Here is a 25,783-nt window from a genome sequence, read left to right on the forward strand (position 1 = left end):
TAAAAAATGCCCCGCATCTTTCGATGCGGGGCATTTTTTTGGCTGACGATTCGTGCCGGCCTAGCCGGCCTCATCGCAGGCAAGCCAGCTCCCACAATTGAAATGCATTCCCTTGTGGGAGTGGGCTTGCCCGCAATGGCGTTGTAACAGTCAACGCCTATGGCTTTGGAACTCAGCGGTTGCGGGTCAGCAGCGCCGGTTTCTCACCACGAGGACGGCCTGGCAGTTGGTCCAACTGCTCGGGTGTCGGGAAGCGATCAGCTTTCGACTCCTTGTGGATGATCTTCGGCGCCGGGCCACCACGCGGGTTTTGCACCGCTGGCTCGGACAGGCGTGGCTGGTCGTCACGGGCCGGGCGGCGGTTGTTGCTGCGCGAATCTTCGCGACGCGCCTGGCCGTCACGCGGTGCACCATTACGCGGGCCGCTGCGCTTGGCAGGCGGAGTACCGGTGCTGCCGCCGCTGCTGTTGCGCGGGCCGTTCTGGCGACCGCCCTGAGGCTGGCCGCCACGGGGAGCACCCGCACCGGCGCCTTGTGCCGGGGCACCTGGACGACGGCCACGGCCCTGGGCCGGCTTGGCCTGGGGCACGTAGTCGACGCGGTTACCAAAGTTATCCACATCGTCGTCGAGGAACTCGTCCGGGGCACGGTCAGCGGCGGCGCGTGGCGGCTGGCTCGGCTGGCGCTGTTCGCGGGCCGGGGTGCCTTCACGTGGCTTTTGCTCACGGGCCGGGCGTTCACCTCGGCTGCTGGTGGCGGACTTTTCCTTGCCCTTGTCCTTGCCTTTGTCGCGACGACCACCGCCACCACCGCCGCCGTTCGGGCCATCGCCCTTCGGACCGCGTGGGTTGCGCGGGTTACGCACATCCGGACGCTCGCGGGCTTCAGGTTTCTCGGCCTCCACGGCGCTGGCATCGAAGCCCATCAGGTCGCCGTCGGCGATTTTCTGCTTGGTCATGCGTTCGATGCTTTTCAGCAGTTTTTCTTCGTCCGGTGCGACCAGGGAAATGGCCTCACCCGAACGACCGGCACGGCCAGTACGGCCGATACGGTGCACATAGTCTTCATCGACGTTCGGCAGCTCGAAGTTGACTACGTGTGGCAACTGGTCGATATCCAGGCCGCGGGCGGCGATATCGGTGGCGACCAGGATGCGCACAGTGCCGGCCTTGAAGTCGGCCAGGGCTTTGGTGCGAGCGTTCTGGCTCTTGTTACCGTGGATGGCAACAGCGGTGAGGCCGTGTTTGTCCAGATACTCGGCCAGGCGGTTGGCGCCGTGCTTGGTGCGGGTGAAGACCAGCACCTGTTCCCACGCGCCGTGGGTGATCAGGTGCGCCAGCAGCGAGCGCTTGTGGCTGGCGGCGAGGCGGAATACGCGTTGCTCGATACGCTCGACCGTGGTGTTCGGTGGCGTGACTTCGATGCGCTCCGGGTTGTGCAGCAGCTTGCCGGCCAGGGCCGTGATGTCCTGGGAGAACGTTGCCGAAAACAGCAGGTTCTGACGTTTGGCCGGCAGGCGTGCGAGGACCTTTTTCACGTCATGGACAAAGCCCATGTCGAGCATACGGTCGGCTTCGTCCAGCACGAGGATTTCCACGTGGGACAAATCGACGCTGCCCTGGCCGCACAGGTCGAGCAAACGACCCGGGCAAGCGACCAGTACGTCAACGCCACGGGACATGGCCTGAACCTGTGGGTTCATGCCGACACCGCCGAAGATGCAGGCGCTGACGAACTTCAGGTCGCGGGCGTACAGCTTGAAGCTGTCGTGGACCTGGGCTGCGAGTTCGCGGGTAGGGGTCAGGACCAGTACACGCGGTTGGCGCGGGCCGTGACGCTGGGATTTGTCCGGGTGACCGTTGGGAAACAACCGCTCCAGAATCGGGAGGGCGAAACCACCGGTTTTACCGGTACCTGTCTGAGCCGCGACCATCAGGTCGCGACCTTGCAACACGGCGGGAATGGCCCGCTGTTGCACCGGAGTAGGCTCGGTATAGCCCGCTGCCTCGATGGCGCGGACTAAAGCCTCGGAGAGACCGAGGGAAGCAAAGGACATGAGTAATCCTGTTTTAGTTAGGGCTTGGCCCAAAGGGATAATCTTGCCGGGCGTGAATGGCGCTTAGGGGAGCGCAATCCCGTCCGGTCCTGCTGTGTCTGGCGGGCACTCCACCGGCTCGCGCGGGCTGCAAAGCTGCGCAGTAGCTGGGTTGGGTGCCTTTTTCAAGACCCGAGCGGCCGGGCGTAAGCCTGGCGGAAAGGCCGGAGTATAACAGAGCAATCACGGCGCGCTGCTTTCCTGCTGCTCAACGGCGTGTTCGGAGGCTGATATCGGGGAGGTTTGCGCCTGCATCCCACCATATTTGGCGCTCAAGGCGGCATAGGCCGGCTCTTGCTTGAAGCGCTTGAGCTCGGCGGCAAAGCGCTGTACCAACAGGTCCATGCCGGCTCCACGGCGCACCGCGAGAAATTGTTGTTGGCGGCTGACCACCACTGCCGCCTGGCTGACTTTGCCCTCAAGGCCCAGCGTCTTGATGATGTGCTGCCCCACTCGCCGGTCAGTCACGACCATGTCGATGCGTCCGAGCATCAGCTTGCCGAAATTGGCTTCATGGCTGGGGGCAGGCTCGCGCTCGAATGCGCTGGACCCACTGAACGTCTCGCCATAGAGGTAGCCGGGTGAGATGCCGACAGTCAGGCCACGCAGCTCATCGAGGGTTGTGGCGGGGTGAGGGCGATCATTGGCGTAGAACAGGACGAATTCGACTTCCGACAAGGGTTCACTGGGGTAGAGCAACTGGGCGTCGCGTTCATGGCTGTGGAAAATATCCAGCGCGCCATCGGCGTGACCCTGCTCGAGCATCGCCAGGCAGCGCTTCCAGGGCAGGAATTGCCATTGCACTTCCACGCCCAGACGTTGGAACACGGCCACTGTGGTTTCGTAATCCAGGCCGGCCCTGGTGCCGTTATCGTCGTAGACATAGGGCGCCCAGGGCTCGGTGACAATGCGCAGTTTCTCGCCATGAGCGACCAGGCTCAGGCAAGAAAAAAGCACGGCGGTCAGTAGCTTGAAAATGGCGGGCATACCTTGAGGTTACGACGCTCCCGACAGAAAGAGAAGCTCTACCACGCGCATTGGCGGGCGGTGTTATTTCGCCGGAGCGTCCAGCAAGTGTTCGTGGATCGCGGCGCGACGCTCGCCCAGTATCAGCCGCACCACGGGGTTGGCGAACCAGTGTTCCAGTTGGTGGGCATCCAGTGGGCGCTTCTGGCGTTCTTCCTGGTTTTGTCGTGCCTTGTCCCACCAAACCGGACCGCAGGCCTGATCGAACTCGTTTTCGTGCTCGTAGCAACCATAGAGGATTTCACGAATGAACTGTTGCTGGTGCTTGGGCAGCAGCAGGGTGATCAGCTTGTACATCAAGCGCTGCAAGCGCGGCGGGCGCGGCAGGTGCGAGGAGACCTGGCGGGTATCGGCCAGGGCCTGCGCACTGGTTGGGGCACTGGCGTGTTTGGCGATCCACGCCTTGACCTTGGCCCGGAACAGCTGTTTGCGGCTCCAGTAATGGTGGATCAGGTCCGGGCATTCGCGCACGTTGACGGTGCGGTAGGCGGCGATGGACAGGCAGAACTCTTCCAGGGTGTAGGCGCCCTGGGCGTGGGGGAACAGTTCATCCATCAATTCGATGGAGCGGTCGAGGATGTGTGCATCCTGTTGGGTCAGGCCCATGACCCCGGAATTGAGGGTCATCATGTCATCGTCGGCCACGCCCATCTCCAGCAGGCGCTGGTGCAGGGCGGTGTAGAGGATGCTTTCGTGGTTGTCGCCGTACTTGGTGTAGAAGGCGTTGCACAGCAGGGTGCCGGGCTGCACGCGCTCGAACAGGGCCATGGGCGAATGGTGGAAGAACGTGTCGGTGTCGATCAGCAGCGCCACCTCCGACTCTTCCAGTACCTGGCGCAGTACCACGTGTTTGGTGCGGAAATGATAACCGTGGGGCTCGCTCCAGCGTTTGCGAGTGGCCTCGTCCAGTGGGCGCACGCGTACCGGCAGCAAGTGATAAGGCTCTGGATTGTCGGTGAACACCTGAATGTCCACGTTCGCGTCCGGGGTGTCCTGCAGGAACGCCAGTGCGCTGGCGATGCTGAATACCGCTTCCTGGTGGTAGGTCTGGGCACCGAAGACCAGATAGACCAGTTGCGGGCGGGAAGTCGGGGACACTGTATTCATGGACTGCGGGGTTCCGTGGGTCACGTAAAACGACAAAGGCCCTCGTCTGAGGGCCTTGGTACAACCGAACAGACCTCAGCGTGGCAGCTTGAGGTTGTTCCAGACAGCAAGACTGGGTTCAGATTGGTTCAGGGTATAGAAATGCAACCCTGGCGCACCACCCTGCAACAATTGCTCACACATCTCGGTGATGACCTGTTCGCCGAAGGCCTGGATGCTTTTGACGTCGTCGCCATAGGCTTCCAGTTGCTTGCGCACCCAGCGGGGGATTTCGGCACCGCAGGCGTCGGAGAAACGTGCCAGCTTGCTGTAGTTGGTGATCGGCATGATGCCCGGCACGATCGGGATATTCACACCCATCGCTTGTACACGCTCGACGAAGTAGAAGTAGCTGTCGGCGTTGAAGAAGTACTGGGTGATTGCACTGTTGGCACCGGCATTGGCCTTGCGCACGAAGTTCTGCAAATCGTCTTCGAAATTGCGCGCCTGGGGGTGCATCTCCGGGTAAGCGGCCACTTCGATATGGAAGTGATCGCCGCTTTCTTCGCGGATGAAACTCACCAGGTCATTGGCGTAGCGCAGCTCACCGCTGGCCATGCCCATGCCGGACGGCAGGTCGCCACGCAAGGCGACGATACGCTTGATGCCGGCAGCTTTGTATTGGGTCAGCAGACCACGCAGGTCGGCCTTGCTGTCGCCCACGCACGACAAGTGCGGAGCGGCGGGAATTTTGACTTCGCTTTCCAGCTGCAACACGGTGTTGATCGTGCGGTCGCGGGTCGAACCGCCGGCGCCGTAGGTGCAGGAGAAGAAGTCGGGGTTGTAGCTGGCCAGCACCTTGGCAGTGGCCATCAGCTTTTCATGCCCAGCATCGGTCTTGGTCGGGAAAAACTCGAAGCTGTAGCGACGGTCTTGGGACATGGTAATACCCTTTGAAACCCAGAATTGCGGAGTGTGTACACCGTCGATGTGGGAGGGGGCTTGCTCCCGATGGCGGAGTGTCAGTTAATAAATATATTGACTGACCCACCGCCATCGGGAGCAAGCCCCCTCCCACATTAAAGCCCGTTCCCCCACAGGGAGAGTGGGCAGCAGGTGTATCAGTAGCGGTAAGCGTGCGGCTTGAACGGGCCCTCAACCGTCACACCGATGTAGTCGGCCTGGGTCTTGGTCAGTTGAGTCACGACGCCGCCGAAGCCGCGGACCATTTCCAGGGCCACTTCTTCGTCGAGTTTCTTGGGCAGTACTTCAACGGTCAGGCGCTCGGCTTTCTGGGCTGGCGACAGGTCGGCGTACTTCTGTTCGAACAGGAAGATCTGCGCCAGTACCTGGTTGGCGAACGAGCCGTCCATGATGCGGCTTGGGTGACCGGTGGCGTTGCCCAGGTTAACCAGGCGGCCTTCGGCCAGCAGGATCAGGTAGTCATCGTTCTGCGGGTCGAAATTGCCGGCGCCGGTACGGTGAACCTTGTGCACCTGCGGTTTCACTTCTTCCCATGCCCAGTTCTTGCGCATGAATGCGGTGTCGATCTCGTTGTCGAAGTGGCCGATGTTGCAGACAACGGCGCGCTTCTTCAGGGCCTTGAGCATGTTCGCATCGCACACATTCACGTTACCGGTGGTGGTGACGATCAGGTCGATCTTGCCCAGCAGGGCCTTGTCGATGCTTGCTTCGGTACCGTCGTTGATACCGTCGATGAACGGCGAAACCACTTCGAAACCGTCCATGCAGGCTTGCATGGCGCAGATCGGGTCAACTTCGGAGACCTTGACGATCATGCCTTCCTGACGCAGGGACTGGGACGAACCCTTGCCCACGTCACCGTAGCCGATCACCAGGGCTTGCTTGCCCGACAGCAGGTGGTCTGTGCCACGCTTGATTGCATCGTTCAGGCTGTGACGGCAGCCGTACTTGTTGTCGTTCTTGCTCTTGGTCACCGAGTCGTTGACGTTGATGGCCGGGATCTTCAGCTCGCCCTTGGCCAGCATATCCAGCAGGCGGTGCACGCCCGTGGTGGTTTCTTCGGTCACGCCGTGGACGCGGTCGAGGATCTGCGGGTACTTCTTGTGCAGCAGTTCGGTCAGGTCGCCGCCGTCGTCGAGGATCATGTTGGCATCCCATGGCGCGCCATCCTTGAGGATGGTTTGCTCCAGGCACCACTCGTACTCTTCTTCGGTTTCGCCCTTCCAGGCAAATACCGGGATACCGGCGGCAGCGATAGCGGCGGCGGCCTGGTCCTGAGTCGAGAAGATGTTGCACGAGGACCAACGCACTTCGGCACCCAGGGCAACCAGGGTTTCGATCAGTACGGCGGTCTGGATGGTCATGTGGATGCAGCCCAGAATCTTCGCGCCCTTGAGCGGCTGTTCAGCGGCGTACTTGCGACGCAGGCCCATCAGGGCCGGCATTTCGGATTCGGCGATAAAGGTTTCGCGACGGCCCCAGGCAGCGAGGGACATGTCGGCGACTTTGTAGTCGTTGAAATCTGCAGGCGTCATTACAGCGCTCATAGAGAGCCTCCATTCGTAGTGTGCGAATGGGCGCCGTTGTGCGTTTAGTATCAGGCCAGGGCAACCAGGCCGGACAACGCCCCATCCGAGCCTGACAGGTTGAACCTGCTGCAGCGCCCCTCGGACAGGTGGCGGGAGAACGGTATCAATCGAAGATGACCGTTTTGAAACGGAGGCGATTATAGCCGTGTATGTGGCACTTCCCAAGCCTTTCTGTCGGCGGCATGAAGATCGCGCATGGGGGCGATAGGCAATGGCTCATAGAGCTTGGGCCCTGGCTCTGCCATGATGTTGCCCATCATTTGGCAAGACGCTTTGGAGTGATCATGAACTTCCACACCCGCAAATGGGTAAAACCCGAAGACCTCAACCCCAACGGCACCCTGTTCGGTGGCAGCCTGCTGCGCTGGATCGATGAAGAAGCAGCCATTTACGCGATTGTCCAATTGGGCAACCAGCGCGTGGTGACCAAATACATCTCCGAAATCAACTTTGTCAGCGCCTCGCGCCAGGGCGACATCATTGAACTGGGTATCACCGCCACTGAGTTCGGCCGCACCTCCATCACTCTGACCTGTGAAGTGCGCAACAAGATCACCCGCAAAAGTATCCTGACGGTGGAAAAAATGGTCTTCGTCAACCTGGGCGAAGACGGTTTGCCGGCGCCCCATGGCCGTACCGAAATCAAGTATGTGAAGGACCAGTTCCAGGACGACGGTCTTTCTGAGTAACACCTGCGCGACGTGATTTGCGTTACCAAATCATTCCGTGTGGATCCTTCCGAGGCTCTCTCATCACTCAGGCCTACACCCTGTAGAGAGAGCCTCATGTATGAAAGTCTCCAGTTCTGTTGTAGAAAATAAGCCTCTTTCGTCTCAAACCTTCAGCCAGGACGTGAAGACGCCTTTGGTCAAGGGCGTGGGCGAGCGCAACCTGAGTATTTATCGGCATAGCGATGGCCGCGTCGAGGTGGTGCTGTCACCGCCGCCGCCCGCTCACTTGGTGCTCAGTGGCGGTGGCGCCAAGGGCATTGCCTTTCCCGGGATGGTGCAGGCGCTTGAAGACGCCGACAAACTCAAAGGCGTCAAGGTGGTGTCGGGCTCGTCTGCCGGTGCGATTTCTGCAGCGTTACTCGCCAGTGGCATGGACGCGAAGGCGTTCACGCAGTTGTCGAACAGCCTCGACTTGCCCAGCCTGCTCAATAGCAAAGATCCGATCCTGGCCTGGCTGCAGGATGCCAGTTCCAAACTTGGCAAGCTTGCGGGCAATCTACCTGGCCCGGGCGGCAATATTTCGCAACTGCTGCTGACCCTGCTGCCGCGCCTGCAAACCGAGGGGCAGCCCCTGGAAGAATTGATTCGCAACCAGTCACGTCAATCGATTCTTGCCCATATCGAGCGTATGCCCAAGGCGGACCGCCCGCCTGAAGTCACGCAAATCGCCGACCGGCTCAAAGCCGGAGCCGGGCCCACCTTTCGCGACCTGGAGGTGTTGAGCCGCCATATTCCGGCGATCAAGCAACTGAACATCACGGGCACAGGCATGTTCGACGGTCGTCCACAGTTGGTGGTGTTCAATGCCAGCCTGACGCCAGATATGGACATCGCCCGTGCTGCGCTTATTTCGGGGGCGTTGCCGGGCCTGTTCAAGAGCCCGTCCGAACAGGGCCATGGGTTTCAGGCGGATGCAGAGGTTACGGCGTTTCAAGACGGAGGGCTGCTCCTCAATACCCCTGCCCCCGGTGTCATTGAACGTTCGTTTCCGGAGAGCCCTTTGGGCAAGGACGAATCGCTGATCGTCAAGTTCGAATCCGAGCAGAGCTCACCACCGCGCCAGAGCGGTGGTTTTTTCAGCCATTTGGCTGACAAGTTCACAGGCACGCCGCATACCGCGGCTGAAACCTACCAAGATGACCGGCTCAAGGCGTTCTCGGATCAAACGGTGACATTGCCGTTGAACTCGAACAAAGGCGATTTTCGCGGCCTGCTCAACGGCACCGTCAACTTCACCATGACGCTTGAACAGAAACAGCATTTGCAGGCCCAGGCTCGCCAATCGGTGTCGAGCCACCTGCAAAAGCGTGAACTGACACGTGAGCGCCATGAGTTCGCCTCCCTGGACGATGCTGTGTTGGCGATGGATGATCAAATGCTTGCCAGCGTGCAGGGTGAATTGCGCAAGGACCCCGCCAGCGCAGACGCACTGCGGTTTCGCGATGAGGCGAAACAGGCGTTGGAGGCGTTGGACAGTGCAATTACCGAAGCCAACCAATCCGACACGTCCCTGAAGATTACTCCGAAGATTGCTACGGCCTTACGCAACCTGGACTCTCTCGCCAGCAGGCCCGAGCACATCGAGTGGTTGGGCAAACGTCTGAATACGCCGGGCCAGCGCAATTTCCAGCAGCTTTTACAGGTGGGCGCCAAGCAAAAATCGGGCAGTGTGCCAAGTATGTCCAAGGTATTGAGCAGTGCGGTCGCCGAGATGCAAAGTCGGGATATCGGGGTGAAAGCTGAAAACTTTACGCGGGAGGTCATCTACCCATCGCTGTACCGTCCTGGTCAGCCGGCATCCAACGTTGAGCTGCTGCAACGTGCGGTGCGTGACTTGAAAGAGGCGAAGACGCCACAAGACTTCAATAGCGTGCTCGATGGCATCATCAAATACTATCAAGCGCGCAATAAACCTTGGAGCAAACCCGTGAGTTCCACCACCGTGGAACAGGCCAAGGCGTGGCGCATTCCGGTTTAATTGCCGGGCCATTGAACAGCCATCGTCGCGGCATGTCGTAGCTTCAGGCACCCCTCGGACTTTGGTACATCATGGCCACTCAAGCAGACGGCAAGACCCCCAACCTGTCGCAGGAAGAGCAGCAGGACGTCGACAAGAACCAGCCGCCCCGTGCGGCGGTTCTTCACGAAATCATCCGTACCCAGGGTGACCAGGAGCTGGAGCGCAGTGTCGCCGCCTTATGGTGGTCGGCACTGGCCGCCGGACTCACCATGGGCCTGTCGTTGATGGCGATGGGTTTGCTCAATTCACGCCTGCCGGACGCCGAGGGCTTCAAGGTGATAGCCAGTTTTGGCTATTGCGCGGGGTTTCTGGCGGTGATCCTCGCACGCCAGCAACTGTTCACCGAAAACACCCTGACCGCGGTGCTGCCGGTCATGAGCAAGCCCACTCTGGGCAATGCTGCACGTCTGCTACGACTATGGACAGTCGTGCTGGTAGGTAATCTGTGCGGCACTTTGCTGGTGGCTTACGTGATGTTGCATTTACCGATTTTCGATACCAAGACCGACCTGGCCTTTCTTGAAATCGGACGCAAGATCATGGAGAACGATTCTGGCCAGATGTTTGCCAAGGGCATCGTTTCCGGCTGGATGATCGCCACCATGGTGTGGATGATCCCATCAATGGAAAGCGCAAAGATGTGGATCATTATCCTGATCACATACCTGATGGCCCTGGGCGACTTCACGCATATCGTCGTTGGTTCGGCGGAAGTGTCATACCTGGTGTTTGCCGGCGAGCTGCCGTGGAAGGATTTCTGGCTGGTGTTTGCCGGACCGACCCTGGCGGGCAATATCATCGGCGGCAGTTTTATCTTCGCCCTGATCAGCCATGCGCAGATTCGCAGTGAGAGCAGCCTGCCAGGCAAAGCTGCTGCGGACCCTCGGCATCCGCAGCCGACTAGAAAAGATCAGTGATGTTCAGGCGTGGCCTGGGGTTCGCCCCGGGTCACGTGTTTGACCAGCTTGCCGATGCTCAACCCCTGCAACAGGATCGATGACAGCACCACGATGTAGGTGATGCTCAGCAACAAGTCGCGCTCCGGACCCAAGGGCAGCGCCAAGGCCAAGGCCACCGAGACACCGCCACGCAAACCACCCCAGGTCAGGATGCGGATAGTGCCGCGCGGCACCGTGCGCCAGCGCCGCAGCAGCAAGATCGCCGGGGCCACCGTCAACAGGCGCGAGAGCAGGATCGCCACGGCGAGCAAACTGGCCGCGAATACGTGCAGCCAGTTGAATGGCAACAGCAGCAATTCCATGCCGATCAGCGCAAACAGCAAGGCGTTGAGCATGTCATCAAGCAGTTCCCAGAAACCATCCAGGTAGCGACGCGTCATGTCGTTCATCGCCAGGTTGCGTCCCAGGTTGCCGATGATCAGCCCCGCGACCACCATTGCAATCGGTGCGGACACGTGCAGTTGCGAAGCCATGGCCGAACCGCCGATCACCAGAGCAAGGGTCAGCATCACTTCGATCTGGTGCTGTTCGATACTCTTGATCATCAGGTACACGAGGTAGCCGGTCAGCCCGCCGAATAGCACGCCGCCTATGGCCTCGTGGGCAAACAGCAGGGCAGTGGCGCCCGCGGTGGGCGTCTCGCCCAACTGCGCGATACCCAACAGCACGGTAAACACCACCACGGCGGTGCCATCATTGAACAGCGACTCGCCGACAATGGTGGTCTTCAGTGGTTTCGACGCATTGGCGGTACGCAGCACGCCGAGCACCGCAATCGGGTCTGTAGGCGAAATCAGCGCGCCGAACAGCAGGCAGTAGAGGAAGCTCACGTGCCAGCCGAACAGGGCGAAGATGTAATAGGCCAGGCTGCCGATCACCACGGTGGCGATCAACACGCCAAAGGTGGCCAGCAGGCCGATGGGCCAGCGGTAACTGCGCAAGTCGTTCAAGTTGACGTGCAAGGCGCCAGCGAACAGCAGGAACGAGAGCATCCAGTTCATCAGCAAGTCGCCGAAGTCGATCTGGCCGATCAGTTGCTGGATGCGCTCCTCCAGGCCGGGATAGCCGATAAAGCTCAGGCCCTGCAGGATCAGGGAAAAAAGCAGCGCAGTGACCATTACACCGATGGTCGGCGGCAGGCCGATAAAGCGGTAGTTCACATAGGTGAGCAGGGTGGTGAGGCAAATGAAGGCGGCGACAAGTTCGAGCATCCGGGGTCCTTGGAGCAGGGAAATGTAGGCGCATGGGGGGCGCCGAGGTGGCGTTTAGTATAAACAGGTGAAGTTACATCACGAATCAATTGAGGAGGTTCTGGTGGTAGCGACAGCCCTGGTGCTGGTCGCACCCGCTGGATTACCTGGTGTGGCTGACATTGATCAGTGCCTGGCCATTTCCGTTGCTGGCGCTGGTGCGCAAGCGTGCGGCCTTCAGCCTGTTCTGGCGCACTCAATGGCGGTTGGGCCTGAGCGTGGGATTGTGCGTGTTGTTGAGCTACGCTTTGGTGCTTTGGGCCATGCAGTTGGACTCGATTGCCGAGGCGGTGGCGTTGCGGGAAGTCAGCGTGATCCTGGTGGTGCTGTTCGGCATGTGTTACTTGAAAGAACCTTTTGGCCGGCCACGGCTCATAGCTTGTGGGTTGGTGCTGATCGGCATGTTCGTGATGAAACTCTAACCGTCGGATAAATCCAAAAAAGGAATGAGTGATGACAGTCGCTTTCTGGTGTGTGTTGATCGCAATTTTTCTGCCCTATCTATGCACGGGTGTCGCCAAGTTCAGCACGGGCAAGTTCGGAGCTCGGCACAACCACGACCCGCGTGCTTTCCTCGATACCGTTGAGGGCGTCGCCAAGCGCGCCAACAATGCGCAACTCAACAGCTTTGAAGTGACCCCGGCGTTTGCCGCGGCGGTGGTCATTGCGCACATGGCCGGCAACGCCGAACTGGTGACGATCAACGTGCTGGCGGTGCTGTTTATCACCAGCCGCCTGCTGTACATCATTTGCTACCTGGCCGATTGGGCGATTTTGCGTTCGCTGGTGTGGGCCGTGGGAATGGCGTTGATTGCGAGTTTCTTCTTTGTCTCGATCTAACGCCTGATGCAAATCCTTTGTGGGAGAGGGGCAAGGCGAATCGTCGCACCGCCCCTCCCACATTTCATTATCAGCGTCTGTCAGGTGCCGGCGGGTGCATCCGGTACTTGCGGCAGCGCCGCGCCTTTGGGCCACAGCATCCAGATTTGCCCTTGTTGTTTCATATTTCCTGCCAGCTCTCCCGCCGCATCACCTGTGCCCCAGAACAAGTCTGCCCGTACTTCGCCGGTGATTGCGCCGCCGGTGTCCTGGGCCGCGACAGGTCTGGTGATCGATGAACCATCGGGTTTGGTGGTCGACAACCACAATAGGCTACCCAGCGGGATGACCTTGCGGTCCACTGCCACGCTGTAGCCGGCGGTCAATGGCACGTTCAGCGAACCGCGTGGGCCTTCGTTACTGTCGGGGCGTGCGCTGAAGAATACGTAGCTGGGGTTGCTCGCCAGCAGTTCGGGAATGCGCTGCGGATGTGCCTTGGCCCAGGCGCTGATGGCGCCCATGGTCACCTCTTCTTTTTTCAGCTCGCCTTGCTCTACCAGCCAACGGCCGATTGGGCGGTACGGGTAGCCGTTCTGGTCGCCGTAACCTACGCGCAGCTGGCGCCCTCCCGCCAGTTGGATACGCCCTGAGCCCTGGATTTGCAGGAATTGCAGGTCCATTGGGTCGGTCAGCCAGGCGATCGGCTTGGCAGTGGAGCCCTGGCTGTTGACCGTGCTGGCGTCGTCATAAGGCTTGAGTACCCGACCTTCCAGGCGTCCACGCAGGCGCTTGCCTTTAAGCTCCGGGTAGATGCTTTCGAGGTTGACGATAATCAAGTCATCCGGCACGCCGTAGACCGGCACATGGGCGGTAGCGGTTTTGGTCAGGCTGCCGGGGTAGACCGGCTCGTAATAACCGGTGATCAAACCATTGGGTGTGTTGTTGGCCGAACGCAAGCCGAAGACATCGAGGTGTTCCTTGAGAAAGCCGCGAACCGCCACGGCATCGCCCGGTACGCTGGCCGCTGCCGCGCAGGTGGTGCCCCATATCGGGTCGGCTTTGAGGCGCTGGCAGGCGCTGCGCCAGGATTCAAAACCGGCCAGCAAATCGCTGTCGGAGACCACCGGCAAGGCTTCCCAAGGTGCGCTCACATAGGTGGCGACCGCATGGGGTTTGGCTTCTTCTTTGGCGACCTCTTTGCCGGCATCTTTACCTGCATCGCAGCCGGCCAGCAGTGCGATCATTGGCAGAGCCCACGCGAGTCGGCGGCTCCAGGGTTTCGCGGTGATATTCATGTAAGCATTTCCTGAAGCGATTACCCATGCTTCATCGCATTCGGGCAACCCTTATTATTAATAGGGCTATTGGTCTTTGCGGGCGGGGCGAGGATACTGGCCGCCGTTTCCCGTGACCTGAAGCCATCATGATTCTAAAAAAACTGACCGTTGTACTGCTGGCCTGCCTGGCCTTGTCCGCCTGTGGCGGTGTTGACCCCAATTCCCCACTGGGCCAACGCAAGGCGATCTTCAAGCAGATGCTCAAGACCGGCGAAGACCTGGGCGGGATGTTGCGCGGGCGTATCCCGTTCGACGGTGCCAGGTTTGCAGAAGGCGCGGTCAAGCTGGATGCGTTGTCCCATGAGCCGTGGAAGCACTTCCCAAGCGTGCGCGAAGAAGATCACACGAGCGCCAGGGACGACGTGTGGCAGAAACAGGCGCAGTTCCAGCAACTGGCCCGCGACCTTGAGGCGGCCACCGGTGAATTGGTGATCGCCAGCCAAGTGCAACCCTACAAGGCCAGTAACCTTCAGCCAGCGGTGCAAAAAGTCGAAGACGCCTGTAGCGCCTGCCATAAACAGTTCCGCGATCACTGATCGTTTTTACTGGTCGAGTTCTTCCACCGCGTCCTGTAGTTCTTTGCGCGACTCGGCCAGTTTGTCCTTACGCTTGTTGATCTTGTCCGGATCGCCTTTTTTCATGGCCTTGTCGAGGTCGGCCTGACGGCGGGAGACTTCGTGCTTGGCGTCGAGCACCTTGTTTTCACGTTCTTTTTTCAAGGAGGCGTCGGTGCAGTTGGCGGTGACTTCGCTCAGGGCTTTTTCCAGGCCGGCCTGTTGGGCGCTGTTACCGTGGGCCTTGGCTTGTTCGATCTGGGTGCTGATGGCCTGGCGCTTGGCGGCGCAGCCGGTGAGCGGCTGCGCTTCTTCGGCGGCCAGCAGTGGCATGGTTGTGAAACTTGCGAGGGTCAGCAAGGCAAAGGGGGCGAGAAATTTCATCTATAAAGCTCCAAGGTCGCAATCAGGTGGCCGGGTGGCGTTCAAAACCCATCTATCCCGGCCTCGCGTAATGTTTCAGCCAAGGCTTGCACCTGCGGGTCGCGAAAAAACGCGCTCAGTTGCGCTGCACGACCCGGGCCGATGCCGTCTGAGGCCAGCCAGGCTTGGGTGTCTTTGGCGGCCAGCGTCTGCCAGTCGCCCTCCAGGTTGTTGCGCGCCGCTGGCGGTACGCCCAAGGCCTTGAGCCATTGTGAAAAAGGGCGTTGCCGGGCGTTGTTAAAACTGTCGAGCACTCGCTCACGAGTGCGATCACCGAAGCCCTCAATGGTAGCAAGCTGCGCCGCATCCAGGGTTAACCAATCGAGAAAGCCTGCGATTAGACCGGCCTGGATCAATATGTTCCAGGTTTCACGGCCCATATGTGGCAAGGCCAGGCCCTGTTTGCCGCTCAGCCAGGTGAGGCGGGCGAGTAATTGATCTTCGCAGCCGGGCTCCATTTGCCAGCAACTCAGGGCGTGAAAATCGCGAGGGTTGGGTAGCTGCATGTCCACACGGGTTTCGTTGCGCAGGATCACCTCGTCCAGTCGGGGAATGACCTGGCCCGCCAGGCTGATCGACACATGGTCGCCGGGGCGGATATCCAGGGCTTGCCAGCGTTTCAGGGAGCCGGCGCTGACCCGGCTGATCTGCCGATCATCCAGCCACACGGGTTCCAGTTCGAGGATGGGGGTGATGCGCCCGGTGCGACCGACCCTGAATTGCACCTTGCGCACCAGTGCCAGGGCTTTGATGGCTGGGTACTTCCAGGCGACCATCCAATAAGGCGCACTGGCTTGCCAGCGCTCGGCGGGTGCCCGTGCAGCCTGGTGCAGCACCACGCCATCGCTGGCGAAGGGCAGCGGTGCGTTGTACCAATGCGTGCGCCAATGAGTGGCATCGCTGATGTGCTCAATGGGGTGGCTATAACGCTGTGTATCGCTGAAGCCCCAGCGCGTCAGGGTGGCCAGGCGCTCGGTGAAGTCCACCGGACCGTCAGGCCAGGCCCAGACGAACAAGCCGATGCCTGCCGCCTCAGCGTCGCTCAATTGTCGCCGGTTCATCAGGCCGGCCACTTTGCTGCGCGCATTGAGCCCACCGTTTATCGCTTGCACATGGTGATCAAGGCGCCAGTAAAGTTCGCCTTGCAGCACCACATCAATCGCGTCTGGCAGCTGTTGGACGATACCGGGGATCCTGGCGGCCGAGGCCGACCAATCGTGGCCCAGCACGCCATCGCCTCGGCTGATGAGTTGCTGCAAGCGGCCCTCGCGATAGACGAGCGTCACCGCCACCCCATCGACCTTGGGTTGGATCCATACATCCTGGCGGGTGCTGAGCCACTCCTTGACTGCCGGTTCGTCCGGCAGCTTTTCCAGGCCGGTGTGCGCGACTGGGTGCCGTAACGTGCCGCGTGAACTGGCCAGCGGGTTGTCCGCTTTCGGCGTGGCTTGGCGTGTGCATTCACGCCATTGCGCCAGGCGCTGGCGGGCCTGGTCGTAGAGTTCGTCACTGATGGGGGATTGGCCCTGGCGGTGGTAACTGTCGTCCCACTGGCTGATCTGCCTGGCCAAGCTGTCGAGTTGCAGGTGAGCGTGATCGGGGCACGTTTCTGCCCACGTCCAGCTGGATAAAACACTGAGAAAAAAAGCCATGAACATATGCATCATGAGCATCCTTGCTCGAAAAGGGAGCCCAGCCTAAGTCATCCAGGCGCCCACAAAAAAGCCCCGATTGCTCGGGGCTTTTTACCGGGTGTTTCTGTATACAGCGCGAACGCTTACAGGCCTGCAGCGATACGCAGGTCGTTGGCGCGGTCGGTTTTTTCCCAGGTGAAGGTGCTGAAGGTGTCATCGCCAACAGTCTTCTGCGCAGGGGTACGGCCGAAGTGGCCGTAGGCTGCGGTTTCCTGATACATCGGGTGCAGCAGGTCGAGCATGGTGGTGATTGCGTAGGGGCGCAGGTCGAAGATTTCACGCACCAGCTTGACGATTTTCTCGTCGCTGATCTTGCCGGTGCCGAAGGTGTTCAGCGAGATCGACGTAGGCTGCGCCACGCCAATGGCGTAGGAAACCTGAATTTCGCAGCGCTCGGCCAGGCCGGCAGCCACGATGTTCTTGGCCACGTAACGACCGGCATAAGCGGCCGAACGGTCAACCTTGGACGGGTCTTTACCCGAGAACGCGCCACCGCCGTGACGGGCCATGCCGCCGTAGCTGTCGACGATGATCTTGCGACCGGTCAGGCCGCAGTCGCCCACGGGGCCGCCGATGATGAACTGTCCGGTCGGGTTGATGTGGAACTGGGTGTCCTTGGTCAGCAACTCGGCAGGCAGCACGTGCTTGACGATCAGCTCCATCACGCCTTCGCGTAGGTCGGCGTAGGACACGTCCGGGTTGTGCTGGGTCGACAGCACAACGGCGTCGATACCCACGACTTTGCCGCCTTCGTAACGGCAGGTCACCTGGGACTTGGCGTCCGGGCGCAGCCAAGGCAATACTCCGGATTTACGTGCTTCGGCCTGGCGTTGCACCAACTGGTGCGAGAAGGTGATCGGCGCCGGCATCAGCACGTCGGTTTCATTGCTGGCGTAGCCGAACATCAGGCCCTGGTCGCCGGCGCCCTGGTCTTCAGGCTTGGCACGGTCTACACCCTGGTTGATGTCAGGCGATTGCTTGCCGATGATGTTCATCACGCCGCAGGTCGCGCCGTCGAAGCCGACGTCGGAGCTGTTGTAGCCAATGTCGGTGATCACGTCACGAACGATCTGCTCCAGGTCGACCCAGGCTGTAGTGGTGACTTCGCCGGCGATGATCGCCACGCCCGTTTTCACCAGCGTCTCGCACGCCACACGGGCGAACTTGTCTTCAGCGATGATAGCGTCCAGCACCGCGTCAGAAATCTGGTCGGCGATTTTGTCCGGATGCCCTTCAGACACGGACTCGGAGGTGAAAAGGGAGTATTCGCTCATCTCGATGTTTTCCTGATATTTACCGATGGTGAGTGTCGCCAGCCGGCCGCTGAAAATGGCGGACCTGAATCTGGAAACCATTACGTAAACCTACATAGAGGCTTTCCCCGGGAACGAGTCCCGCAGCGGTGGCCCAACGGGCCAGATCGTCCTGTTCAAAACCCAGCCAGAGATCACCGCAGGCCTCCTTGGCCCAATTCTGGTTGTGGCTGCATAAATCCGTAACCAGCAGGCTACCGCCGGGGTGCAGTAACCCGGCCATTTGCTTGAGGGCGTCGGCGGGGGCGGCGAAATGGTGCAAGACCATGTTCAGCACCACGCAATCGGCCCGCAGGTTGGTGTCATTCAAGGCGTCAGCCAACTGCAGGCGCACATTGCCCAGGGCTTCGCGTTCACAGAGTTGGCGCGCCAGTTCAAGCATTGCCGGGCTGTTGTCCAGCGCCGTCACCTGCCCGAAACGCCGTGCCAGGTCCGGCAGAAAGCCGCCATCGCCAGGGCCGACTTCCACGGCCGTTGCCTCAGTACTGAAGCTCAGCTTGTCCAACAGCGCCAGTACGCTTTCGCGGTATTGGGGCAAGCCGGCGATCAGGTCCTGCTGGGCGCGAAACTTGTCGGCAACCCGGGAGAAAAAGTCCTGGCTGGCGGCGGCGCGTTGCCCGTGGACCTGGCCGATGCGCGACTGTACGTCGCTCGGCAGGCCCAGGTTATCCACTTCCTCAAGCAAGGCGGCGTGCAGTTTGCCGCCCAGCTGTTCGGTATGGGGCAGGGCGCGGCGGTAAAAAATCGCATTACCTTCGCGGCGCGTGGCGACCAGGTCGGCCTGGGCCAGCACCTTCAAGTGGTGGCTCATGCCGGATTGGCCGATGGCGAAGATCTGCGCCAGTTCCAGCACCCCGAACGAATCGTTGGCCAGTGCGCGCAATACGTTCAGGCGCAACGGATCACCTGCAGCCTTGCAAAGGGCTGCCAGTTCATCGCCGTCGTCAGGACGCAGGGAGGGCACGGGTAGGTTCATAAGGCCAGCAGTCTAGTGACGGGTGTAAATCCCTGCAAGGTCAATATCAAAAAGTTTTGATATTGATCGATAAGTGGCGGTTATAAGCCGCCGCTATAACCTTTAGACGAACCAGTTAAAGGTTTCTGCAACCTATTGCCGTCCAAACCACAGGAAAAACACCCTCAAGTGACTATCTGTCATTGCCCGCAGGCGGTGGCTGAGGGAAAATGCCGGTCCTTTTTTCCGTTTCTTTATAAGTAAACTCCAGGAGATCAGCGATGCCCAGCCGTCGTGAGCGTGCCAACGCCATTCGTGCCCTCAGCATGGATGCCGTGCAAAAAGCCAACAGCGGCCATCCCGGTGCCCCGATGGGCATGGCGGATATCGCCGAGGTACTTTGGCGTGACTACCTGAAACACAACCCGAGCAACCCGTCGTTCGCCGACCGTGACCGCTTCGTGCTGTCCAACGGCCACGGCTCGATGCTGATCTACTCGCTGCTGCACCTGACCGGCTACGACGTCACCATCGACGACCTCAAGAGCTTCCGCCAGCTGCACAGCCGCACCCCCGGCCACCCGGAATTCGGCTACACCCCAGGCGTGGAGACCACTACCGGTCCCCTGGGTCAGGGCCTGGCCAACGCTGTCGGCTTCGCGCTGGCTGAAAAAGTTCTGGGCGCGCAATTCAACCGCCCTGGCCACGACATCGTCGACCACCACACCTATGTGTTCCTGGGTGATGGCTGCATGATGGAAGGCATCTCCCACGAAGTCGCCTCCCTGGCCGGCACCCTTGGCCTGGGCAAGCTGATTGCCTTCTACGATGACAACGGCATTTCCATCGACGGCGAAGTCGAAGGCTGGTTCACCGACGACACCCCCAAGCGTTTCGAAGCCTACAACTGGCAGGTGATCCGCAACGTCGACGGCCACGATCCGGAAGAAATCAAGATCGCCATCGACACCGCTCGCAAGAGCGCGCAGCCAACCCTGATCTGCTGCAAGACCACCATCGGTTTCGGCTCGCCGAACAAGCAAGGTAAAGAAGACTGCCACGGCGCCCCACTGGGTGACGCGGAAATCGCCCTGACCCGTGAAGCGCTGAAGTGGAACCACGGCCCGTTTGAAATCCCGGCCGACATCTATGCCGAATGGGACGCCAAGGAAAAAGGCCTGGCCACCGAAGCCGAATGGGACCAGCGTTTCGCTGCCTACTCCGCCGAATTCCCGGAACTGGCCAACGAGCTGGTACGCCGTCTGGCCGGTGACCTGCCTGCCGACTTCTCGGCAAAAGCCTCGGCCTACATCGCCGAAGTCGCGGCCAAGGGCGAGACCATCGCCAGCCGTAAAGCCAGCCAGAACACCCTGAACGCCTTTGGCCCGCTGCTGCCTGAGATCCTCGGCGGTTCGGCCGACCTGGCCGGTTCCAACCTGACCCTGTGGAAAGGCTGCAAAGGTGTCTCGGCAGAAGATGCCAGCGGCAACTACATGTACTACGGCGTGCGCGAGTTCGGCATGAGCGCCATCATGAACGGCGTGTCCCTGCACGGCGGCCTGGTGCCATACGGCGCGACCTTCCTGATGTTCATGGAATACGCCCGTAACGCCGTGCGCATGGCCGCACTGATGAAGAAGCGTGTGATCCATGTGTACACCCACGACTCCATCGGCCTGGGTGAAGACGGCCCGACGCACCAGCCGGTCGAGCAACTGACCAGCCTGCGGACCACGCCGAACCTGGACTGCTGGCGCCCAGCCGACGCGGTCGAATCCGCCGTGGCCTGGAAGCACGCCATCGAGCGCAAGGACGGCCCATCGGCGCTGATCTTCTCGCGCCAGAACCTGCAACACCAGGTGCGTACCGACGCGCAGATCGCCGACATCAGCCGTGGTGGTTATGTGCTCAAGGACTGCATCGGCGAGCCGGAGCTGATCCTGATCTCCACCGGTTCCGAAGTGGGCCTGACCGTTCAGGCCTACGACAAGCTGACCGCGCAGGGCCGCAACGTTCGCGTTGTATCCATGCCATGCACCAGCGTGTTCGAAGCCCAGGACGCCGGCTACAAGCAATCGGTGTTGCCGTTGCAGGTCAGCGCGCGTATCGCCATCGAAGCGGCTCACGCTGACTACTGGTACAAGTACGTGGGCCTGGAAGGCCGCGTGATCGGCATGACCACCTATGGTGAGTCGGCGCCGGCGCCAGCGTTGTTCGAAGAGTTCGGTTTCACCCTGGAAAACATCCTGGGTCAGGCTGAAGAGTTGCTGGAAGACTAAGTCAGTCTGCGTTGTCTGCACTGGCGCTATCGCGGGCAAGCCCGCTCCCACATTTGGATCGCGGTCTAATGTGGGAGTGGGCTTGCCCGCGATGGCGTCAGAACATTCAACACCGAACTAACCTTGATCGAGAACCCCATGCCCCAACCGCGTCCCTACAAAGTTGCACTCAACGGCTACGGCCGCATTGGTCGTTGCGTCTTGCGTGCTCTGTTCGAGCGAGGGGCGGCAGCCGGGTTTGAAATTGTTGCAATCAACGATCTGGCCGACATGGCCAGCATCGAATACCTGACACGCTTTGACTCCACCCACGGGCGCTTTCCCGGCGAAGTGCGAGTCGACGGCGATTGTCTGCATATCAATGGCAACTGCGTACAAGTGTTGCGCAGTGCCACCCCCGAAGGCATCGACTGGAAAGCACTGGGCGTCGACCTGGTGCTGGAATGCTCCGGTGTCTATAACACCCGTGCCGATGGCCGGCGTTTTCTCGACGCCGGTGCGCCGCGTGTGCTGTTTTCACAGCCGATGGCCAGCGAGGCGGATGTCGACGCCACCATTGTCTATGGCATCAACCAGGATTGCCTGACCGGAGATGAGCTGCTGGTGTCCAACGCTTCGTGTACCACCAACTGCAGCGTGCCATTGTTGCGCCTGCTGGATCAGGCGATCGGCCTGGATTATGTGTCGATCACCACGATTCACTCGGCGATGAACGACCAGCCGGTGATCGACGCCTATCACCACGAAGACCTGCGCCGCACGCGTTCGGCGTTCCAGTCAGTGATTCCGGTGTCCACAGGCTTAGCTCGCGGCATCGAGCGGCTGTTGCCGGAACTTGCCGGGCGAATCCAGGCCAAAGCCGTACGGGTGCCGACGGTGAATGTGTCTTGCCTGGATATCACCATGCAAACCGTCAGCGACACTGATGCGACGGAGGTCAACCGGATACTGCGTGACGCCGCCACCAGCGGCCCGCTCAAAGGCCTGCTGGCCTACACCGAGTTGCCCCACGCCAGTTGCGATTTCAACCATGACCCGCATTCGGCGATTGTCGATGCCAGCCAGACTCGCGTTTCCGGCCCCAGGCTGGTGAATATCCTGGCCTGGTTCGACAACGAATGGGGTTTTGCCAACCGAATGCTGGATGTTGCGGAACATTATCTGCACATCGCCTCTAAACAACCTCAACAGTAATTCAGGAACTGCGACCCATGACCGTGTTGAAGATGACCGACCTCGATCTGCAAGGTAAACGCGTACTGATCCGCGAAGACCTCAACGTCCCAGTCAAGGACGGTGTTGTCACCAGCGATGCGCGAATCCTGGCCTCGCTGCCGACCATCAAGCTGGCCCTGGAAAAAGGCGCGGCCGTGATGGTCTGCTCCCACCTGGGTCGCCCGACCGAAGGTGAGTTCTCTGCCGAAAACAGCCTCAAGCCTGTCGCCGAGTACCTGAGCAAGGCCCTGGGCCGTGACGTTCCGTTGGTCGCGGATTACCTGGGCGGCGTAGATGTGAAGGCCGGCGATATCGTGCTGTTCGAAAACGTGCGCTTCAACAAGGGCGAGAAAAAGAACAGCGACGAACTGGCCCAGCAATATGCCGCCTTGTGCGATGTGTTCGTGATGGACGCTTTCGGCACTGCTCACCGCGCTGAAGGTTCGACCCACGGTGTGGCCAAGTTCGCCAAGGTTGCCGCTGCCGGCCCACTGCTGGCTGCTGAGCTGGATGCGTTGGGCAAGGCCCTGGGCGCTCCGGCCCAGCCAATGGCGGCCATCGTTGCCGGCTCCAAGGTCTCCACCAAGCTGGATGTACTCAATAGCCTCAGCCAGATCTGCAACCAGTTGATCGTCGGCGGCGGCATCGCCAACACCTTCCTGGCCGCAGCCGGCCACCCGGTGGGCAAATCCCTGTATGAGCCGGACCTGCTGGACACCGCCCGCGCCATCGCCGCCAAAGTCAGCGTGCCATTGCCGGTGGACGTGGTCGTTGCCAAAGAGTTCGCTGAAAGCGCCGAAGCCACCGTCAAGCTCATCGCTGACGTGGCCGCTGACGACATGATCCTGGACATCGGCCCGCAAACTGCGGCCAACTTCGCCGAACTGCTCAAGGCATCCCAGACTATCCTGTGGAATGGCCCGGTAGGCGTGTTCGAGTTCGACCAGTTCGGCAACGGCACCAAAGTGCTGGCCAAAGCTATTGCTGAAAGCTCGGCCTTCTCCATCGCCGGCGGCGGTGACACCTTGGCGGCCATCGATAAATATGGCGTTGCTGATCAGATCTCCTACATTTCTACCGGTGGCGGCGCCTTCCTCGAATTCGTCGAGGGCAAGGTTTTGCCAGCCGTGGAAGTGCTGGAAACCCGAGCCAAGGGCTAAGGCTCGCGTGATCAGGAAAAGGAGTGTTCCCATGATCAAGTCGTTGGCACTGGTGATCGCAGCGGGCTTGTTGGCCGGCTGCAGCGGCACACCCAGCGCGGCGCCCGAGGCGGATAACGCCAAGGCACCGTTGAGAAAAAGCTGTTACCAGGCTGACTGGCAAGCCGAGACCATGCCGGTGATCAACAAGCGCATCGGCAACGAACGGCTGGAGAAATACGACTCCGCGCCCAACGGTCAGGAACAGGGTTGCCCTTGACGGGTCTGATCCACTAACCAACAGCAACGGCGGCCCCAGGTCGCCCTGCGAGGATTGGCAATGAAAGGCGTTTTCGCCCTGGCAGCCCTGGCCCTGTTGGCCGGTTGCAGCAGCATGAACATGTTCAGCAAGGCCGCAGAGCCTGTCGACAAGTGGACCACCTGGACCTGCGACAGCAAGGCCGAGCTCAACTGGCGCTTCGCCAACCAGGCCCGTTCCGAAGTGGATGTACGCCTCGGCGGTTCGGACCAGGTTTACCGTCTCAAGCAAGAGGTAGCCGCCTCCGGCGTGCTGTATAGCGACGGCCAGTTGGCGTTTCACACCAAAGGTGAGGAAGGTCTGGTGTACTGGGTTGCCACCGATGATTTGATTGGGCGCGGCTGCAAAGCCAACTGAACCCAACAGCAATAACGATTCAGCAGTACAAGGCTCAACCCCTTGATCTGCAATAACTTGAATAGCAGCCGCCGCTACGGCAGGCTTGCACGATTAACGACCCTCGACCGGGAGAGACAACACAATGGCACTTATCAGCATGCGTCAAATGCTGGACCACGCAGCCGAGTTCGGCTACGGCGTCCCAGCCTTTAACGTCAACAACCTTGAGCAGATGCGCGCCATCATGGAAGCCGCTGACAAGACCGACTCCCCTGTGATCGTCCAGGCTTCGGCCGGTGCGCGCAAATACGCCGGTGCCCCGTTCCTGCGTCACCTGATCCTTGCGGCCATCGAAGAATTCCCACATATCCCGGTGTGCATGCACCAGGACCACGGCACCAGCCCTGACGTGTGCCAGCGCTCCATCCAGCTGGGCTTCAGCTCGGTGATGATGGATGGCTCCCTCGGCGAAGACGGCAAGACCCCAACCGACTACGAGTACAACGTACGCGTCACCCAACAAACTGTGGCCATGGCTCATGCCTGCGGCGTGTCGGTCGAAGGCGAGCTGGGCTGCCTGGGCTCGCTTGAAACCGGCATGGCCGGCGAAGAAGACGGCATCGGCGCCGAAGGCGTGCTGGATCACAGCCAGATGCTGACCGACCCGGAAGAAGCGGCCGACTTCGTCAAGAAGACCCAGGTCGACGCCTTGGCCATCGCCATCGGCACCAGCCACGGCGCCTACAAGTTCACCAAGCCACCTACCGGCGACGTGCTGGCTATCGACCGCATCAAGGAAATCCACAAGCGCATCCCCAACACCCACCTGGTGATGCACGGCTCTTCCTCGGTCCCGCAAGAGTGGCTGGCGATCATCAACCAGTACGGCGGCGACATCAAAGAAACCTACGGCGTACCGGTTGAAGAAATCGTCGAAGGCATCAAGTACGGCGTGCGCAAGGTCAACATCGACACCGACCTGCGCCTGGCCTCCACTGGCGCAATGCGTCGCCTGATGGCCACCAACCCGAGCGAGTTCGACCCACGTAAATTCTTCGGTGCCACCGTGACCGCAATGCGCGACGTGTGTATTGCTCGCTACGAAGCGTTTGGTACTGCGGGTAATGCTTCGAAGATCAAGCCGATCTCGTTGGAAGCGATGTACCAGCGGTATTTGAAGGGTGAGTTGAACGCTAAGGTCAATTAAGTCCGGGCGTTTATAAAAAACCCGCAGCAATGCGGGTTTTTTATTTATATTTATTGTCTTAATAATTCAACATGACCTTAAAAGGTTAACTGTATCCAGCATCTATGCCGATAACTTCTAATTTGAGTTTGGCGAGTTAAGAGATCGTCACGGGACTGGTGAGGCTCCAGTCCGAATAGGTGCTATTGTCCTTAGTCTCTCTTACTTGTACGTTAATGGTTTGTTTGCTGTAGTTTTTCAGAATCGCTTCTTGGGTGGTAAAGGAGTACGTGCCGTTTGAGCCAACAAGCCCGCTTCCTAGAAGCGCTCCCGTGCCGGCTTGATGCAAGTAAACCCGATAACCAGGCGTGCCCCTCCCTGAAACCGCAATTTGAGCGGCTCCGCCTTTGGCGCTATCAATATAGGCAGCCATGATAAATTAAAGTAGGCTGGACATGTGTGTTCGGCCAA

Annotated in this window: 23 protein-coding genes, 1 pseudogene and 1 riboswitch; of the genes and pseudogenes, 12 read left to right on the forward strand and 12 right to left on the reverse strand. The window is 60.2% G+C overall.

What is annotated here, in order from left to right:
• Positions 1 to 172: 172 nt before the first annotated feature.
• From E4O97_RS11735 to ahcY, 5 genes are all read right to left on the reverse strand, one after another.
• Positions 173 to 2,056, reverse strand: coding sequence for a DEAD/DEAH box helicase (locus tag E4O97_RS11735; RefSeq protein WP_032878973.1), 1,884 nt, complete (start codon positions 2,054 to 2,056; stop codon positions 173 to 175).
• A gap of 222 nt (positions 2,057 to 2,278) precedes the next feature.
• Entirely contained in the window at positions 2,279 to 3,082 is an 804-nt protein-coding gene (locus E4O97_RS11740; protein WP_032878974.1) for a transporter substrate-binding domain-containing protein, read from the reverse strand.
• Between the two features lie 63 nt (positions 3,083 to 3,145).
• Positions 3,146 to 4,228 carry a hypothetical protein gene (locus tag E4O97_RS11745; protein ID WP_032878976.1) on the reverse strand — a complete coding sequence of 361 codons (1,083 nt, stop codon included), beginning with the start codon at positions 4,226 to 4,228 and terminating at the stop codon, positions 3,146 to 3,148.
• A gap of 75 nt (positions 4,229 to 4,303) precedes the next feature.
• On the reverse strand, positions 4,304 to 5,149 hold the full coding sequence (metF, locus tag E4O97_RS11750; RefSeq protein WP_005792219.1) for a methylenetetrahydrofolate reductase [NAD(P)H]: 846 nt from the start codon (positions 5,147 to 5,149) through the stop codon (positions 4,304 to 4,306).
• Positions 5,150 to 5,328: 179 nt separating this feature from the next.
• Positions 5,329 to 6,738: an adenosylhomocysteinase gene (ahcY, locus tag E4O97_RS11755; protein WP_005792218.1), complete on the reverse strand. Its 1,410-nt coding sequence runs from the start codon at positions 6,736 to 6,738 to the stop codon at positions 5,329 to 5,331.
• 21 nt (positions 6,739 to 6,759) lie between these two features.
• A riboswitch (S-adenosyl-L-homocysteine riboswitch) is annotated at positions 6,760 to 6,866 on the reverse strand.
• Positions 6,867 to 7,064: 198 nt separating this feature from the next.
• Here ahcY and E4O97_RS11760 point away from each other — a divergent pair.
• The 3 genes from E4O97_RS11760 to E4O97_RS11770 all read left to right on the forward strand — a co-directional run bounded on the left by E4O97_RS11760 (position 7,065) and on the right by E4O97_RS11770 (position 10,448).
• Positions 7,065 to 7,469, forward strand: coding sequence for a hotdog domain-containing protein (locus E4O97_RS11760; RefSeq protein ID WP_032878978.1), 405 nt, complete (start codon positions 7,065 to 7,067; stop codon positions 7,467 to 7,469).
• A gap of 100 nt (positions 7,470 to 7,569) precedes the next feature.
• On the forward strand, positions 7,570 to 9,489 hold the full coding sequence (locus E4O97_RS11765; protein WP_078822543.1) for a patatin-like phospholipase family protein: 1,920 nt from the start codon (positions 7,570 to 7,572) through the stop codon (positions 9,487 to 9,489).
• Between the two features lie 71 nt (positions 9,490 to 9,560).
• Positions 9,561 to 10,448 carry a formate/nitrite transporter family protein gene (locus E4O97_RS11770; protein WP_005792214.1) on the forward strand — a complete coding sequence of 296 codons (888 nt, stop codon included), beginning with the start codon at positions 9,561 to 9,563 and terminating at the stop codon, positions 10,446 to 10,448.
• Here the strand turns inward: E4O97_RS11770 and E4O97_RS11775 are convergent.
• Complete coding sequence (locus E4O97_RS11775) at positions 10,442 to 11,701, reverse strand: sodium:proton antiporter (RefSeq protein WP_248161387.1); 1,260 nt, start codon at positions 11,699 to 11,701, stop codon at positions 10,442 to 10,444. The two genes, E4O97_RS11770 and E4O97_RS11775, sit on opposite strands and share 7 nt — an antisense overlap.
• Before the next feature lie 125 nt (positions 11,702 to 11,826).
• Between E4O97_RS11775 and E4O97_RS11780 the strand changes: the two are divergent.
• Both E4O97_RS11780 and E4O97_RS11785 read left to right on the forward strand, forming a co-directional pair.
• Positions 11,827 to 12,162, forward strand: a pseudogene (locus E4O97_RS11780) (EamA family transporter); the annotation flags it as partial.
• A 31-nt stretch (positions 12,163 to 12,193) separates the two neighbouring features.
• Positions 12,194 to 12,580, forward strand: coding sequence for an MAPEG family protein (locus E4O97_RS11785; protein ID WP_032878985.1), 387 nt, complete (start codon positions 12,194 to 12,196; stop codon positions 12,578 to 12,580).
• Positions 12,581 to 12,660: 80 nt separating this feature from the next.
• Here E4O97_RS11785 and E4O97_RS11790 read toward each other — a convergent pair whose 3' ends face one another.
• Positions 12,661 to 13,854, reverse strand: coding sequence for an MltA domain-containing protein (locus E4O97_RS11790; protein WP_248161388.1), 1,194 nt, complete (start codon positions 13,852 to 13,854; stop codon positions 12,661 to 12,663).
• 128 nt (positions 13,855 to 13,982) lie between these two features.
• Between E4O97_RS11790 and E4O97_RS11795 the strand changes: the two genes are divergently transcribed.
• Positions 13,983 to 14,432 (forward strand): cytochrome c, encoded by a 450-nt coding sequence (locus tag E4O97_RS11795; RefSeq protein WP_032878990.1) that lies wholly within the window; start codon positions 13,983 to 13,985, stop codon positions 14,430 to 14,432.
• Between the two features lie 6 nt (positions 14,433 to 14,438).
• On the opposite strand, the gene E4O97_RS11800 is transcribed toward E4O97_RS11795, so the two are convergent.
• From E4O97_RS11800 to E4O97_RS11815, 4 genes are all read right to left on the reverse strand, one after another.
• Positions 14,439 to 14,834 carry a DUF1090 domain-containing protein gene (locus E4O97_RS11800; protein WP_078822540.1) on the reverse strand — a complete coding sequence of 132 codons (396 nt, stop codon included), beginning with the start codon at positions 14,832 to 14,834 and terminating at the stop codon, positions 14,439 to 14,441.
• 41 nt (positions 14,835 to 14,875) lie between these two features.
• Positions 14,876 to 16,540: an NAD-dependent DNA ligase LigB gene (gene ligB, locus E4O97_RS11805; protein WP_248161389.1), complete on the reverse strand. Its 1,665-nt coding sequence runs from the start codon at positions 16,538 to 16,540 to the stop codon at positions 14,876 to 14,878.
• Between the two features lie 110 nt (positions 16,541 to 16,650).
• A complete protein-coding gene (metK, locus tag E4O97_RS11810; RefSeq protein ID WP_032878996.1) occupies positions 16,651 to 17,841 on the reverse strand; it encodes a methionine adenosyltransferase in 1,191 nt (396 codons plus the stop codon).
• Positions 17,842 to 17,860: 19 nt separating this feature from the next.
• The gene (locus E4O97_RS11815) at positions 17,861 to 18,856 is read right to left on the reverse strand and encodes a metalloregulator ArsR/SmtB family transcription factor (protein WP_078822538.1); all 996 of its coding nucleotides are present in this window, start codon (positions 18,854 to 18,856) and stop codon (positions 17,861 to 17,863) included.
• A gap of 260 nt (positions 18,857 to 19,116) precedes the next feature.
• On the opposite strand from E4O97_RS11815, the gene tkt reads away from it, so the two are divergent.
• From tkt to fba, 6 genes are all read left to right on the forward strand, one after another.
• Entirely contained in the window at positions 19,117 to 21,114 is a 1,998-nt protein-coding gene (gene tkt, locus E4O97_RS11820) for a transketolase (protein WP_005792201.1), read from the forward strand.
• Positions 21,115 to 21,252: 138 nt separating this feature from the next.
• Positions 21,253 to 22,308, forward strand: a complete 1,056-nt coding sequence (gene epd / locus E4O97_RS11825; protein ID WP_248161391.1) for an erythrose-4-phosphate dehydrogenase — start codon at positions 21,253 to 21,255, stop codon at positions 22,306 to 22,308.
• A 17-nt stretch (positions 22,309 to 22,325) separates the two neighbouring features.
• Complete coding sequence (locus E4O97_RS11830) at positions 22,326 to 23,489, forward strand: phosphoglycerate kinase (RefSeq protein ID WP_032879003.1); 1,164 nt, start codon at positions 22,326 to 22,328, stop codon at positions 23,487 to 23,489.
• Between the two features lie 31 nt (positions 23,490 to 23,520).
• The gene (locus E4O97_RS11835; RefSeq protein WP_248161392.1) at positions 23,521 to 23,748 is read left to right on the forward strand and encodes a hypothetical protein; all 228 of its coding nucleotides are present in this window, start codon (positions 23,521 to 23,523) and stop codon (positions 23,746 to 23,748) included.
• A gap of 60 nt (positions 23,749 to 23,808) precedes the next feature.
• On the forward strand, positions 23,809 to 24,144 hold the full coding sequence (locus E4O97_RS11840; RefSeq protein ID WP_248161393.1) for an MliC family protein: 336 nt from the start codon (positions 23,809 to 23,811) through the stop codon (positions 24,142 to 24,144).
• A gap of 124 nt (positions 24,145 to 24,268) precedes the next feature.
• A complete protein-coding gene (fba, locus tag E4O97_RS11845) occupies positions 24,269 to 25,333 on the forward strand; it encodes a class II fructose-bisphosphate aldolase (RefSeq protein WP_003177554.1) in 1,065 nt (354 codons plus the stop codon).
• 136 nt (positions 25,334 to 25,469) lie between these two features.
• Here fba and E4O97_RS11850 read toward each other — a convergent pair whose 3' ends face one another.
• A complete protein-coding gene (locus tag E4O97_RS11850; protein WP_216090417.1) occupies positions 25,470 to 25,745 on the reverse strand; it encodes a hypothetical protein in 276 nt (91 codons plus the stop codon).
• Positions 25,746 to 25,783: the final 38 nt, after the last annotated feature.

This window comes from Pseudomonas sp. W15Feb34 (assembly GCF_023127765.1).
GTDB lineage: Bacteria > Pseudomonadota > Gammaproteobacteria > Pseudomonadales > Pseudomonadaceae > Aquipseudomonas > Aquipseudomonas synxantha_A.